This is a genomic window from Streptomyces sp. NPDC001668 (assembly GCF_042893155.1).
Taxonomy (GTDB): Bacteria; Actinomycetota; Actinomycetes; order Streptomycetales; family Streptomycetaceae; genus Streptomyces.
In genome coordinates, this window is sequence record NZ_JBIAUQ010000003.1 from 658,710 (window position 1) to 671,158 (window position 12,449).

General features: G+C 72.5%; 12 protein-coding genes. 6 read left to right on the forward strand and 6 right to left on the reverse strand.

The genetic code is table 11. The annotated features are described in order from the left end of the window. Window positions 1–54: 54 nt before the first annotated feature. Window positions 55–1,443: a hypothetical protein gene (locus ACFYZ8_RS12685; protein ID WP_388534845.1), complete on the forward strand. Its 1,389-nt coding sequence runs from the start codon at window positions 55–57 to the stop codon at window positions 1,441–1,443. Window positions 1,444–1,458: 15 nt separating this feature from the next. Here ACFYZ8_RS12685 and ACFYZ8_RS12690 read toward each other — a convergent pair whose 3' ends face one another. The 6 genes from ACFYZ8_RS12690 to ACFYZ8_RS12715 all read right to left on the reverse strand — a co-directional run bounded on the left by ACFYZ8_RS12690 (window position 1,459) and on the right by ACFYZ8_RS12715 (window position 8,011). After that, window positions 1,459–4,083, reverse strand: coding sequence for a SpoIIE family protein phosphatase (locus ACFYZ8_RS12690; RefSeq protein WP_359030158.1), 2,625 nt, complete (start codon window positions 4,081–4,083; stop codon window positions 1,459–1,461). 272 nt (window positions 4,084–4,355) lie between these two features. Further along, complete coding sequence (locus ACFYZ8_RS12695; RefSeq protein WP_359030157.1) at window positions 4,356–4,763, reverse strand: ATP-binding protein; 408 nt, start codon at window positions 4,761–4,763, stop codon at window positions 4,356–4,358. Between the two features lie 135 nt (window positions 4,764–4,898). After that, window positions 4,899–5,309, reverse strand: a complete 411-nt coding sequence (locus ACFYZ8_RS12700) for a (deoxy)nucleoside triphosphate pyrophosphohydrolase (RefSeq protein WP_388534849.1) — start codon at window positions 5,307–5,309, stop codon at window positions 4,899–4,901. A gap of 25 nt (window positions 5,310–5,334) precedes the next feature. Further along, entirely contained in the window at window positions 5,335–5,526 is a 192-nt protein-coding gene (locus tag ACFYZ8_RS12705) for an SPOR domain-containing protein (RefSeq protein WP_359030155.1), read from the reverse strand. Between the two features lie 313 nt (window positions 5,527–5,839). Continuing rightward, window positions 5,840–6,592 (reverse strand): GntR family transcriptional regulator, encoded by a 753-nt coding sequence (locus ACFYZ8_RS12710; RefSeq protein WP_359030154.1) that lies wholly within the window; start codon window positions 6,590–6,592, stop codon window positions 5,840–5,842. Between the two features lie 147 nt (window positions 6,593–6,739). Further along, the gene (locus tag ACFYZ8_RS12715; protein WP_388534853.1) at window positions 6,740–8,011 is read right to left on the reverse strand and encodes a DUF4190 domain-containing protein; all 1,272 of its coding nucleotides are present in this window, start codon (window positions 8,009–8,011) and stop codon (window positions 6,740–6,742) included. Window positions 8,012–8,095: 84 nt separating this feature from the next. On the opposite strand from ACFYZ8_RS12715, the gene ACFYZ8_RS12720 reads away from it, so the two are divergent. The 5 genes from ACFYZ8_RS12720 (at window position 8,096) to ACFYZ8_RS12740 (ending at window position 12,239) form a co-directional block, all read left to right on the forward strand. Then, window positions 8,096–9,274 (forward strand): serpin family protein, encoded by a 1,179-nt coding sequence (locus tag ACFYZ8_RS12720; protein ID WP_388534856.1) that lies wholly within the window; start codon window positions 8,096–8,098, stop codon window positions 9,272–9,274. A gap of 96 nt (window positions 9,275–9,370) precedes the next feature. Further along, complete coding sequence (locus tag ACFYZ8_RS12725; protein ID WP_359030151.1) at window positions 9,371–10,096, forward strand: hypothetical protein; 726 nt, start codon at window positions 9,371–9,373, stop codon at window positions 10,094–10,096. Beyond that, window positions 10,093–10,746, forward strand: a complete 654-nt coding sequence (locus ACFYZ8_RS12730) for a NucA/NucB deoxyribonuclease domain-containing protein (RefSeq protein ID WP_359030150.1) — start codon at window positions 10,093–10,095, stop codon at window positions 10,744–10,746. The genes ACFYZ8_RS12725 and ACFYZ8_RS12730 overlap by 4 nt, the downstream gene beginning before the upstream one ends. A 39-nt stretch (window positions 10,747–10,785) precedes the next feature. Continuing rightward, a complete protein-coding gene (locus ACFYZ8_RS12735) occupies window positions 10,786–11,610 on the forward strand; it encodes a hypothetical protein (RefSeq protein ID WP_388534860.1) in 825 nt (274 codons plus the stop codon). Continuing rightward, window positions 11,607–12,239 carry an SMI1/KNR4 family protein gene (locus ACFYZ8_RS12740; RefSeq protein ID WP_388534862.1) on the forward strand — a complete coding sequence of 211 codons (633 nt, stop codon included), beginning with the start codon at window positions 11,607–11,609 and terminating at the stop codon, window positions 12,237–12,239. The genes ACFYZ8_RS12735 and ACFYZ8_RS12740 overlap by 4 nt, the downstream gene beginning before the upstream one ends. Window positions 12,240–12,449 lie beyond the last annotated feature (210 nt).

Genomic DNA, 12,449 nt, shown 5'->3' on the forward strand with positions numbered 1-12,449 from the left:
CCGCCCGTCCCACCCCGCTCGCGCCCCCGCATTGCGGCCCATACGCTCCGAAATGTGACGCCATCCTTGATACGGGGCCGCCCCCGGCGCGGCCGCTCGCACATATCCGCGCGGGTGGCGCACGCCCTGCTGGGCGTGGTGGCCGGGGTCGTGTGGCTGGTGTTGCCATGGATGACGATCAACGACGACGCTCCGGTTGCGGGCGCCCGGGTCAGCGCCGCCGCCCCGGCCGAGGAGGAGTCCTCCGGCACCGACCTCGTCCTGCCGGTGGCCGCCCTCGTCGTGGTGGTGGTCCTCGCCGCCTATGGCTCCGTCCGCCGGATACGACGCACCCGCGGCCGTACGACACCTGCGCCCGCCGGCACGACGCACGTCGGCGCGTACCCCTCCCCCGCGGCCGCGGCCCCGCTCGCCGGCCTCGACGAGCGCTCCCGGGCCGCGCTGGTCGGCGCCGACAACCTCCTCCGCGCCTTCCGCGAGGAACTCGTCTTCGCCGCGGCCGGGTCCGGCCCCGGGGAGCTGGCCCCGTTCGCCGAGGCGGCCGACGCGGCGGAGGCCGAGCTGGCGGCGGCGTGCGCGATCCGGCGGCGCTACGACGAGGGCGTGCCGGAGGAGGCGGCCGCTCTCGCCGGAGTCGTGGGCCGCTGCGAGGAGGCCGAACGGCGCCTCACGGCCGCGTCGGAGAGCCTGCGCGCCCTGCGGGCGCTGGACCGGGACCCCGCCGGGGCCCTGGCCGCGGCCGAGACCCGCTTCCGCGAACTGACCGCCCGCACCGCGGAGGCGGAGAGCGGGCCCCCGGGTTCTGGCGACGCGGTCACCGGGTACATCGAGTCGGCCAAGGACAGCCTGGTCACCGCCACCGTCCACCTCAACCGGACCCACCAGGCCACCGCCTCCGGCCGGCCCGGCGAGGCGGTCCAGCAGCTCCGCGCGGCCGAGACCGCGATCTCCCGTGCGGATGCGCTGGTGACGGCCGTGACCCGGCTGCGTGCGACGCGCACCGAGGCCGCCCGGCTGATCCCGCCCGCCCTCACGGGCGCGGAGGCGGAGCTGGCCCCCTTCCGCGACGGCACCACCCGCGGGGGCGAGACCCACGCGCGCCTCCTGCACGCCGACGCGGTCCTGGCCGCCGTACGGCAGGAGACGACGTCCGGGCACCCCTACGACCCGCTCGGCGTCCTGCGCCGGATCGTGCACGCGACCGCGCCGCTCGCGACCGGCCGGGCCGCGGTGCTCGGGGCGGCCGCGCTGCTGGTGGCCCGGGAGTCCCTGGCCGCGGCGGACGACTACGTCACCGTCCACCGCGAGGCGGTCGGTGCCGCGGCCCGGGTGCGCCTGTCGGAGGCCCGCACGACCGAGGATCTCCCGCGGGCGGACGTCCTGGCCCGCGAGGCGCGTGACCTCGCCGAGCGGGACGTACGCCTGCGCGGGCACCCCGCCTAAGGACAGGCGCGGGACTCAGAACAGGCTCAGCAACGCCTCCGCCGGGTCCACCATGCCGTTCTCCCCGTCCGGCAGCGGCAGTTCGAACCACACCGTCTTGCCGCGCGGGGTGCGCCGGGAGCCCCAGGCCGCGCTGAGGAGGCCGACCAGTTGCAGGCCCCGGCCGCCCTCGTCGGTGTCCCGGGCGCGGCGGCGGCGCGGCTGGACGAGGCCGGAGTCCCAGACCTCGCAGACCAGGGTGCGGTCGAGGAGGAGGCGTAGCCGGATGTCGCCCTCGCCGTACCGGAGGGCGTTGGTGACCAGTTCGCTGACCAGGAGTTCCGTGGTGTCGACGAGGGGTTCGAGGTCCCAGCTGAGCAGCTGGCCGCGGGCGTACTCGCGGGCCCGGCCCACGCTGCGGGGCTCGCGCGGGAGGGTCCAGTCGCCGACGGAACCCGCGGGCAGGCCCTGGACACGTGCCATCAGCAGCGCGATGTCGTCCTCGCCGTGGTGGGTGTCGAGGGTGTTGAGGACGTGGTCGCAGACGTCCTCCAGGGGGGCGGAGGGGTCGGTGAGCGCGCCGACGAACGCCTGGAGTCCTTCGTCGAGGGGGTGATCGCGGCTTTCGACCAGTCCATCCGTGTAGAGCGCGAGCAGGGCGCCTTCGGGCAGTTCGACCTCGACCTCCTCGAAGGGCTCGCCGCCGACGCCGAGCGGCATGCCGGGCGGCACGTCGAGCATCAGCGCGTCCTCGCCGGGTTCGACCAGCACGGGCGGCAGATGACCCGCGTTGGCGAAGGTGCAGCGACGGGTCACCGAGTCGTAGACGGCGTAGACGCAGGTCGCGAGGTACACCTCGGACAGGTCCGCCTCACGGGGGCGGCGGGCCGCCCGGGTGGCCTGCTGGACTCCGCCGGGGGCGCCGAGCCCGCGCGCGATCTCGTCCAACGCGCTGAGCACCTCGGCCGGTTCGAGGTCCAGCAGGGCCAGGGTCCTGACGGCGGAGCGGAGTTCGCCCATCGCCACCGCGGCGCGCAGTCCGCGGCCCATCACGTCACCGACCACCAACGCGGTGCGGTGTCCGGGCAGTTCGATCACGTCGAACCAGTCGCCGCCGACCTCGCTGGGGCGGTCCGCGGAGGAGTTGCCGGGCAGATAGCGGCAGGCGATGTCCAGGCCGGAGGCGACCGGGTCGCCTGGCGGCAGCAGGGACCGCTGCAGTATCAGGGCCCGCTCGTGTTCCCGCCGGTACAGGCGCGCGTTGTCGATACAGACCGCGGCCCGCGCCGCCAGTTCCACCGCGAGGTCCCGGTCCCGGTCCCCGAAGGGCTCGCTGCCTTTGGTCCTGGCGAACTGCGCGAGTCCTACGACCGTGTCGTGGGCGACCATCGGCACCGCGAGCGTGGACTGCACGAGCCCGCCCTCCTCGGCCGGGATGTACTGCGGGCGTGCGGTGCGCAGGGCGTCCGCGCAGGGCGAGTTGAAGGGGTAGTGGTGGACCGCGCCGACCGAGACGGGAGCCCCGGAGCCGATGAAGGGGGCGTCGGAGACCGCGCTGGCGAAGGCGACCCGGCGCAGTTCCGCGCTGCCGTCGGCGAGCCCGGGCGGGGTCTCGTCGCCGGCCAGCAGGCCCTGGTAGAGGTCGACGGTGGCCAGGTCGCAGAAGCCGGGGACAACCACGTCGAGGAGTTCGCGGGCCGTGGTCTCCAGGTCGAGGGAGTTCCCTATGCGGGCGCCGGCCTCGTTCAGGAGGGCGAGATTGCGGCGGGCGGCGGCGGCCTCGCGGGCGGCGGCGCGGCGGGCGGTGATGTCGGTTCCCAGCCAGGCGATCCCGATGGGCCGCCCGGACCCGCTGCGCACCCGGTACAGGTTGATGGACCAGTGGCGGCGCTCGTCGGAGCCCGGCAGGAAGCCGGTGACATGCATGTCGGTGATGGAGTCGCCGGTCTCCAGGACCCGGCGCAGGGTCGCGCTGACCCGCTCGGCCTCGGGGCGCGGCAGATAGTCGTGGACGCCCTTGCCCCGGTGGTCGTCCGGGTCACCGCCGAAGAGGGAGGCGAAGCGGTAGTTGACGCGGCGGACCCGCAGGTCGGGGTCGATCAGTACAAATCCGAAGGGAGATTGACCAAAAATCGCCTGCGAGGCGGCGAGGTCGGTCTCGATGCTCCTGAGGGTGCGCACGTCGACGACGATGCAGACGGCGGCCTTCTCGCCCTCCTCGGTCCGCGTCGGCATGACGTAGACCTCGGCGAGGCCCTCCCGGCCGCACTCGCCCTCGGTCTGCGCGGGCACCCGGAAGGGGACCACGCCGGTCCACTCGCGGCCGTCCAGGATCTCCGCCATCTTGCGCTGGCCCTGCACGTGCAGGTCCGGGTCGATGAACGCCTCGATGGGGTCCATGCCGACGGCGTGCTCGGCGGCGATGCCGAAGAGCTGCTCGGCGCGCAGGCTCCACTGGTCGACCAGTCCGTCGGGACCGATGGAGAAGGAGGCGACCTTGATGTAGTCGTAGATCGAGCCGGGTGGGCTGCTCTGCCACATGGCGTCACCGGACGGCCCGTCACCGTGACGGACATGTGCCACGGCAGCGTCCGTGGCCTCCGCCCTCGCGCCGCCCGACGGGTCCTTCGACTCCGTGGCCTTCGCTGGTATCTCGCTCACGCGAACCGTCCCCTCCAGCTCACCGCGTCCGGTACCGGTCACCGGGGGCGGCTGCCCGCAGTATCCAGCACTACGGCGCCGCACAACACGGTGTTCACGATCACAGCACGATCCCGACGGTTTTCGGTCCGGGCTGCGACAACACTTCCAGTCTTCTAACCAGCGGACACGGCGTCGAACCACGTCTTTCGGCAACCGCCACCGGCCTGGTCCACCCGATGGACAGCAGACGGAGTGTCGTACACGTGTTCTTCACCGCGCTCAGGTCCTGTTCATCCCGGTGCCGAGAGCTCGAACCAGACCGTCTTGCCGGTTGCGCCGGGGCGGGTACCCCAGCGACGGGCGGCATGGGCGACCAGTTGCAGGCCGCGGCCGCTCTCGTCGTCCAGCTCCGCGACGCGCTCGCGGGGCGGGTCGGGCAGCGGGTCGGAGACCTCCACCAGGAGGACGCCGTCGACGGCCCCGGGACGGACCAGGCGGACGCCGATGGGGCCGGTGGCGTGCCGCAGCGAGTTGGTCACCAGTTCGCTGACCAACAGGGCGGCGATGTCGGCGAGACTGTCGAGGTCCCAGGCGGTCAGCCGGTTTCTGACAGCCGCGCGAGCCGCGCGTACGGCACCCGGGTCCGCCGGGAACGTCCACTTGGCGCAGTCGCCTTCGGTGTCGATCACGCCGATCACATCCCGGGCCAGCCCATGTCCGCTTTCGTGGGGTTAAGGGGCACATACCCGATATTGCGGGTGCGGTACCGTGCCGAACGGCGTAAGCAGGGGGCGCGATGTGCTCGGCGGGTGGATCCGGGGCGCGCCGCACACCTACTGGAGCCCCGCGCCCCTGAGGAGCTTCAGTGCGCCGACGGCTTCCACGTCCTGGTCGAGCCAGTCGACGTCCCCGAGCTCGTCCGGCGTCAGCCAGCGCAGTTCGTCGTGGTCCTGCAGGGGCTCGGGGTCCGGGGATCCGGGGAGAAGGCGGGCCCTCCACGCCTGAAGGACGTACGGGGGCTTCAGGGGCCACTCACCCGGGACGCGCTCCCCGACCTCCGCGGCCACGCCCAACTCCTCGCGCAGTTCGCGGGACAGCGCCTGCTCCGGTGTCTCGCCCCGCTCCACCTTGCCGCCCGGAAGTTCCCAGCGGCCCGCCAGTTCGGGGGGCACGCTGCGGCGGGCGGCGAGGAGGCGGTCACCGTCGTAGAGGGCGGCCGCCACCACCACGATCCGTTCCGTCATGCGCCGGAGCCTACGGGAGGCTCCGTCAGTCGGCCGAACTCGCGCCGTTGGCGCCGATGCGCTCGACCCAGTAGAGCTGCTTGTGGCCGCGGGCGTCGAGGCTGTCGGCGATCTTCTGGGCCTCGGCCCGGGTCGCGTACCTGCCCACGCGGTAGCGATTGCCGTTGTCGTCCTGCCGTATGACGAGCCAGGGAAGAGTGATCGTGCCGTCGTTCACCGCGCTCCACCGCCCCTTCCCGGCCTGCGCCGAGCCCCACCCGATAAGGAAACCGCGATCCGCATATGCCCGAGCCTACGCCCAACCTTTACTCAGCGAACACGCGTTTTCACAAAGAGGTACGCAACCAGCCAGGACGGACGCCTCGGCAGGGGGCGCACGGCAGTTGACGCGCCCCCGGTGGGCGGCGCTCTCCGCACTCGGGGGCGTTTCCGGCACAGCGGCGTCGACCTGCGAGAACGACCGAATGCGGACGGCGTTCGCCCGCAGGCCCGTTGAGTGCTCGCCCGGGGCAACCTCCCCGGGGGGCGCGCTACTTCACCGGAAGGTGGTACGCGACCTGGTAGCGATCGGCCGGAATGACCACGTCGGCCGTCTCCACCGGACGGCCCGAGGCGTAGTAGGTGCGGTGGACCACGAGGACGACATGGCCGGGGACACCGCCCAGGGCGAGCAGCTCCTCGGCGAGGCCGGGGCGGGCGCCCACCTCCTCGGTGACGTTGTCCACGACGACGTCGATGGCGGCCATGCGCTCGACCACGCCCATGCCGCCGAGGGGGCCCTCCTCGGGCAGCATCACAGGGGTGCGCCCGGTGACCGCGAGGGGCTCCCAGGAGGTGGAGAGCATGATCGGCTCACCGCCCTCCCGGAAGACGTACTTCGTGCACATCACCCGGTCGCCGACGCGGATGGCGAGCCGCTCGGCGATGGCGGCGGAGGCCTCGGTCTGCCGGCTGCTGGACTCCCAGGTGCCGCGCCCCTCCCCGTCGGCCTGCTCCTGCCGGAAGGGCGTGGCCCCCGAGGCCGGGCGGTAGCCGGAGCGGGCGATACGGCGGGGCACGGGACGCTCGCGGACGTACGTCCCCGAGCCGGAGCGGCCCTCCACCAGGCCCTCGGCCATCAGCACCTTGCGGGCCTCCAGCGCGACGGTGTCCGAGACGCCGTACTCCTCGCGGATCCTGGCCTGGGAGGGCAGGCGGGTGTGCGGTGGCAGCGAACCGTCGACGATCTTCTTGCGGAGATCACCCGCGACACGCAGGTACGCCGGCTGCTCACCGAATGTCACTGGCCGCTCCCATCAGGTTGTACAGACAGCAACAGCCTGGCAACCGTGGGTTGGGCCATGCAAGCAAAGGCCAGAGAATCACTCGATGTGATGACATGTTCCGGTGGCGGTCTTTACGCAGGCACTTTCTCCCCGCTATGGGCGCGATCACACCTTGAGTTCGCCGCCGCCCGGTTCACCGCCCCCGTCGCCGTAGTCCTCGTCGTACGACGGCCGCTTGGTGGCCAGCCCCAGAGCCTTGCGAGCGGTGACCGTGCTGGGGCCGTCGACATAGCCGTAGCCCTTGCCGTAGTGGATGTAGAAGGTGTCCGCGTCGCCGTCCTCGGCCGCGGTGACCGCCTTCGCCCACTCGTCGCGCGCCTTCTCCATGTCCTTCAGCAGGGCCGCGACCGGCTTGTCGGCCTCGGCCGGCCAGGAGTGCGCGCGCAGCGCCCCGATCTGCTCGCCGAGGCCGTCGTGGACGTCCCGCGACCAGTCCCGGTAGCCGGGCAGGTCGTCCTCGGGGTCGGCCTCGGGCTCCTCGTACAGGACCGTGTCCATGGCGTTGAGGGACTTCAGCAGGGCGATCTGGTGCGAGTCGAGGGTGGTCTCGTCGGCGCGCAGCGAGCCGGTCAGGGTGGCGGTCTCGTCGGTGTTGCCGAAGACGCAGGTGACCTCGCGGTCGCCGAGGCGCCAGCTCTGCCGGGTCGGGGCGAAGTAGTACACGTCGACGTCCTCGGGCAGCGCCCAGGTGTCCATGGCGTAGAGGTCCTGGAGTGCGTAGCACTTGTCGTTGGCGGCGCCGGAGACCGCGCTGTCCCCGGGGAAGGTGGAACCGGCCATCTTGAACTCGCCGAACACCTCGCCCTCGTGCTCACCCGCGCACGGCACCTTCTCGGCGTCGTAGGCCCGGCCTTCGAGGGACTCCCCCGGCGTGTCGAAGCACTCTCCCTTGGCCACCGAGAAGGCCGAGTCCTCTCTCGCCTCCTTCTTGAACCCCTCCCAGGCGTCGGAGAGTCCACCCGTGGCGAGCACCAGCACCCACAGGGCGAGCCCCAGCGACGACAGGACCGAGCCGGCGATCGCGAGCGCCTTGCCGGACTGGCCCTTCTTCCTGATCTGCACGAGCGCGATCACGCCCAGCACCAGTCCCACGCCCGGGAAGCAGCACAGGACCCCGAGCACCAGGGAGGCGACGGCGAGTCCGTTGACGGAGGCGGGCCGGGAGTAAGGGCTGTAGCCCTGTCCCCAGGTCTGGTACGGCGGGCCATAGGGTTGCCCGTACGGCTGTCCGTACGGCTGTCCGTACGGCGGCTGTCCCTGCGGCGGCTGCCCATACGGCTGCTGTCCCTGCGGCGGCGGCCCGTACGGGTCCGGGACCGGGGACGGCCCCTGGGCGGGGTCGGGCTGGTGGGGCCCAGGGGGCGGGGGTATGGACACGGGTACCGTGCTCCTGGTTCAGGCAGTGGTGGGGAACTGACGTACGACAGGGCGCATGGTATGCGCGGGGCGGGCGGGGGTGGAATGCCGATCACGGGTGCGACGACCCAGGCGGTGAACGGGCTCACGGCACGGTGGGCGGGGGCGTCTTCCGGGGGGACCGTGTTCTCGGCCGCCGGGGTGTGGCCGCTGCTGGCCTTCCTGGCCGACGGCGCGCGGGGCCCGGCACGGGCCGAGCTGGCGCGGGCACTCGGGGTACCCGCAGAGCAAGCGGCCACCGCCGCACGCGAGTTGCTCGCGGGGCTGGCCGACGTGACGGCGCTGGACTCGGCGCTCGGGCTGTGGACCCGGCGGACGCTGGAGCTGCGCGAGGAGTGGGAGGCCCAGCTGCCCACCGACGCGCTCGGGGTCCTCACCGGCGATCCCGCCCTCGACCGGCGGGAGCTGGACACCTGGGCCGCGAAGCGCACGGGCGGGCTGATCGAGCGGATGCCGGTGGAGGTGCGGGACGACACCGACCTGGTGCTGGCGAGCGCGCTGGCCCTGCGGACCACGTGGCTGCGGCCCTTCGAGGTGCGTCCGGTACGGCCGTCCGCGGGCCCCTGGCAGGACCGGACCCTGCGCGGACTGCACCGGCGCAGCGTACGGCTGGACCGGGTCGGTCTGGTGACCGCCCCCGAGGGCCGCGTCACCGAGGTGAAGGTGCTCGGCGACCAGGACGTCGACGTCCACCTCCTGCTCGGGGACACGCATCTGACGCCCGGTCAGGTGGTTGCGGCGGGGACGGCCGCGCTCGACGGCACCTGTCCGGTCGTACGGGGGTCGTCGCTTCCGTACGGGCCGGCGGGGCCGGGACTGCGGGTGGAGGAGCGGCCGTGCGCCGGCCCCCAGCAGCCGACGCTGGAGGTGACGACGGCGGCGTTCGAGGTGCGGGCGCACCACGATCTCCTGGACCTGCACGGGCTGTTCGGCCTCACCGCGGCTCGGGACGTCCGGCAGGGCCACTTCCCCGGTGTCAGCGCCGCGCCCCTGGCCGTCGGCTCCGCCCGGCAGTCCGCCCTGGCGCGCTTCGACGCGCTCGGCTTCGAGGCGGCCGCGGTGACGGCGGTCGCGGCGGCGCCGGGCGGCGCCCCGGGCGGGCCCACGCCCCGGTACACGTCGACCGTGGTCTCGGCCGCCTTCGACCGCCCCTTCGGCTTCCTCGCCGTCCACCGGGAGACGCGGCTGGTACTGACGGCGGGGTGGGTGACCGAGCCATGGTGATTCCTTTGCTCAGACCATAAGTTCGCCAAGGGAAACCCCGTTCGACGGCTACTACTGTTTTTGTCTGCTGTCGGCGCACGGACGAACGGGGTATGTGTGGCCATCGAGTTGCCTGACGAGCTGGTCTGGGTGATGAACCTGATCGGCGTCAACTGGCCTCAGGTGAACGAGGACAAGGTGCGCGAGTTCGCCGGGCACGTGCGGACGTTCGCCGGCAACATAGACAGCTCGCACCAGGCGGCCACGGCGACCGTGCGGGAGCTGGCGGAGCACTACGACGCCGACTCGTACCGGCAGTTGGCGGCGCGGTGGACCGCGATGTCCTCCGACCACATGACCGAGATGATCGAGATCTGCGGTGTCGTGGCGGTCGCGCTGGAGGTCGCCGCCGACGCCGTCGTGGCCGCCAAGACCGCCGTACTCGTCGAACTGGGTGTCCTGGCCGCCGAGTTCGTGGCCGACCAGGCCGCGGCCGTCCTGACCTTCGGCGCCGCCGAAGCCGCCGAGGTCCTGCTGATCGAGGCCACGAAGAGGGTCGTCAACGGGATCCTCCAGGAACTGGAGGGGCGGCTCGTCGCCGAACTCACGGCCAAGGCGGTCGCCCCCCTGGAGACGGTGGTCGAACGGGCCCTTCGCGGTCTGGTCTTCGAGGGGGTCGAGGCGGCGCTGGGAGGCACCTCCGGCGGGGGCGCCGGCTCCTACTTCCAGATGCATCCGGAAGGCATGAGACAGATGGCGGCCAAACTGCACGCGCACGCGGACGACGTGGCCGGGCACGCCGACGTGATGGCCAGGGTGACGGCGGGGGTGTCGTTCGCTTGAGCCATCCCATAGCCAAGGCGCTGGAGGACGCGGCCAAGAAGATCGGCGTCAAGCTGAGCAAGGAGGCCGCGCACGCCGTCAGCGACATGTACCGGCAGGCCGGCAAGGGCACGGAGAAGGTGATCAAGAACATCACCGACGCCGACGACGCCCACAAGCGGGAGATCACCGCGCTCGCCGAGAAGATCGCGAAGAACCACGGCGAGACCGGGCCGGGTTCCCGTAAACGGCTCGTCCAGCAGGCCGAAGCCCGCACCGAGCTGTCGAACGCCGTCGGCGTCCGCGGCGACTACGACGCCGAGCTGGTGGTGAACCGCACCAAGTACCCGGAGTCGGCCGCGCACATCGAGGAGGCCCAGAGCGGCCAGATCTGGCGCGGCGACACCTACCGCCAGGGCCGTCCCAAGCCGTCCGTCCTGACCATCGACAAGCCCAACGCGGACGACAACCGTGCGAACTCCCTGCGGGGCATCGACACCCGGCCGCCCGACGACCGCGACGAGTACCCGCCGGCCATGTTCAAGGAGGGCGGCACCGGGGCCAGCGTGAAGTACATCCCGCAGCCTGATAATGGTGGTTCGGGATCGAGCATGGGCAGTGCTCTGCGCGGACTCCCGGACGGGACCAGAATCAAGATCACCACCAGATAGACCCCACGGGTACCACCGGCACGACAGGAGCGAGTTCCCATGAACGCGGCCGAGGAGCTGATCGCCGAGGCCCGGCACGGCAGGTTCGGCGAACTCCTGCCCCGGCTCCAGGAGCTGGGCACCGGCTCGGAGGCGGCCGGGACCGCGGACGCCTGGGAGGCCGCGGCCGCCGCCGTGCAGATCCTCTTCTGGTACGACCGTTTCGCCGAGGCGGCCGAGCTCGCCGAGGCCCTGATCACCCGGGACGGCCCGCTCGGCGGTGAGCTGTGCGACCAGGACATGCCCTTCGGGGTGGCCTTCCTGGCCGCCCAGGCCCATGCCGGCATCCCGGCCGGGCCGCGTCTGACCGCCCTGGCCGCCCACGTCCCCGAGGGGCGAGTGCTGGGCGACGACCTGATGTGGCTGGCCGAGGAGGTACCCGGGCGGCCGGTCGAGGAGCTGCTGCCGAACCACGCGGACTGGGGCGGCCCGGCCCGCCCACTGGACGGGGTCATCGGCGCCGACCTGGTCGAGCGGGACTTCGGCACGCTGGACGCCGGTCAGAAGCGGGTGGTCTGGCAGGCCCTGGCCAAGGTCAACGACTTCGAGCGCGCCCACGAGCTGGCCGAGGCGAGCGGTGAGACGCCCGAGCAGTTCGCGGTCTGCACCTGGCTGGCCGGCTGGTACGGCACCCGGGGGGACATCGCGCGAGGTGAGAGCATGCTGCTGGCGGCGCACGGGCGGTGGTGGCCGTACGCGAAGTGGGACGCGATCCCCGACGCTCCCGTGCTCCAGCCCGCTCTGCGGTCGGTCGCCACCGAGCGGGTACGCGCCCACTATCTGACCCGACCGATCGGCCCCGAGGCAGCGGAGACGAACGCATGAGCACCGACAGCGCACTGGAGCAGCTCCTGAGCCGGGCCCGCGGCCCGCTGGGCCCGGCGATCGACCTCGACTTCGGCTTCGAGACCGGCCCGCTGGCCGAGCTCGGCCGGCTGATCTCCCGTGTGAACGGGTTCTTCCTGTTCAACGCCGGGGTGCAGGTCTTCCGGGTCGGCGAGGAGGGTCTCGGCCACGACATGCTCCACTGGAACACCGACGACGCCTGGAAGGACACCTACGGCGGGCTTGCCGACGACCAGTTCTGCTTCGGCCAGGACATCTTCGGCACCCAGTTCGCCGTGGTCGGCGGCGAGAAGGTGGTCCGCTTCGACCCCGAGACCGCCGATGTCACCGAGCTCGGCGACAGCCTGGAGTCCTGGGCGGCCTGGCTGCTCGCCGATCCCGACGTCAACGCCGCCGCCTCCTTCGCCTACGCCTTCCAGCGCGAGAACGGCGCGCTGGAGCCGAACGAACGGCTGGTGCCGCTGCAGTTCTTCGTCGGCGGCGGCAGCTACGACTTCGACAACTTCGCGGTCAAGGACGCGGTCACCGCGATGCGCATCCGCGGGCCGATCGCCCAGCGGGTCCACGGCGCCCCGGACGGCGCGACGATCCGCCTCGACCTGGCCTGACCGGCTCTTCCGGCACCTGGGGTGCGCTCGTCTCAGCCGTCGAAGGCGGTGGCCCGCGTGGTCTTCTCCCACGCGGCGACGTCGGCCCGTACACCGTCGAGGTGGTCGGGTACAGCGGTCACCGCGATGCGCATCCGCGGGCCGATCGCCCAGCGGGTCCACGGCGCCCCGGACGGCGCGACGATCCGCCTCGACCTGGCCTGACCGGCT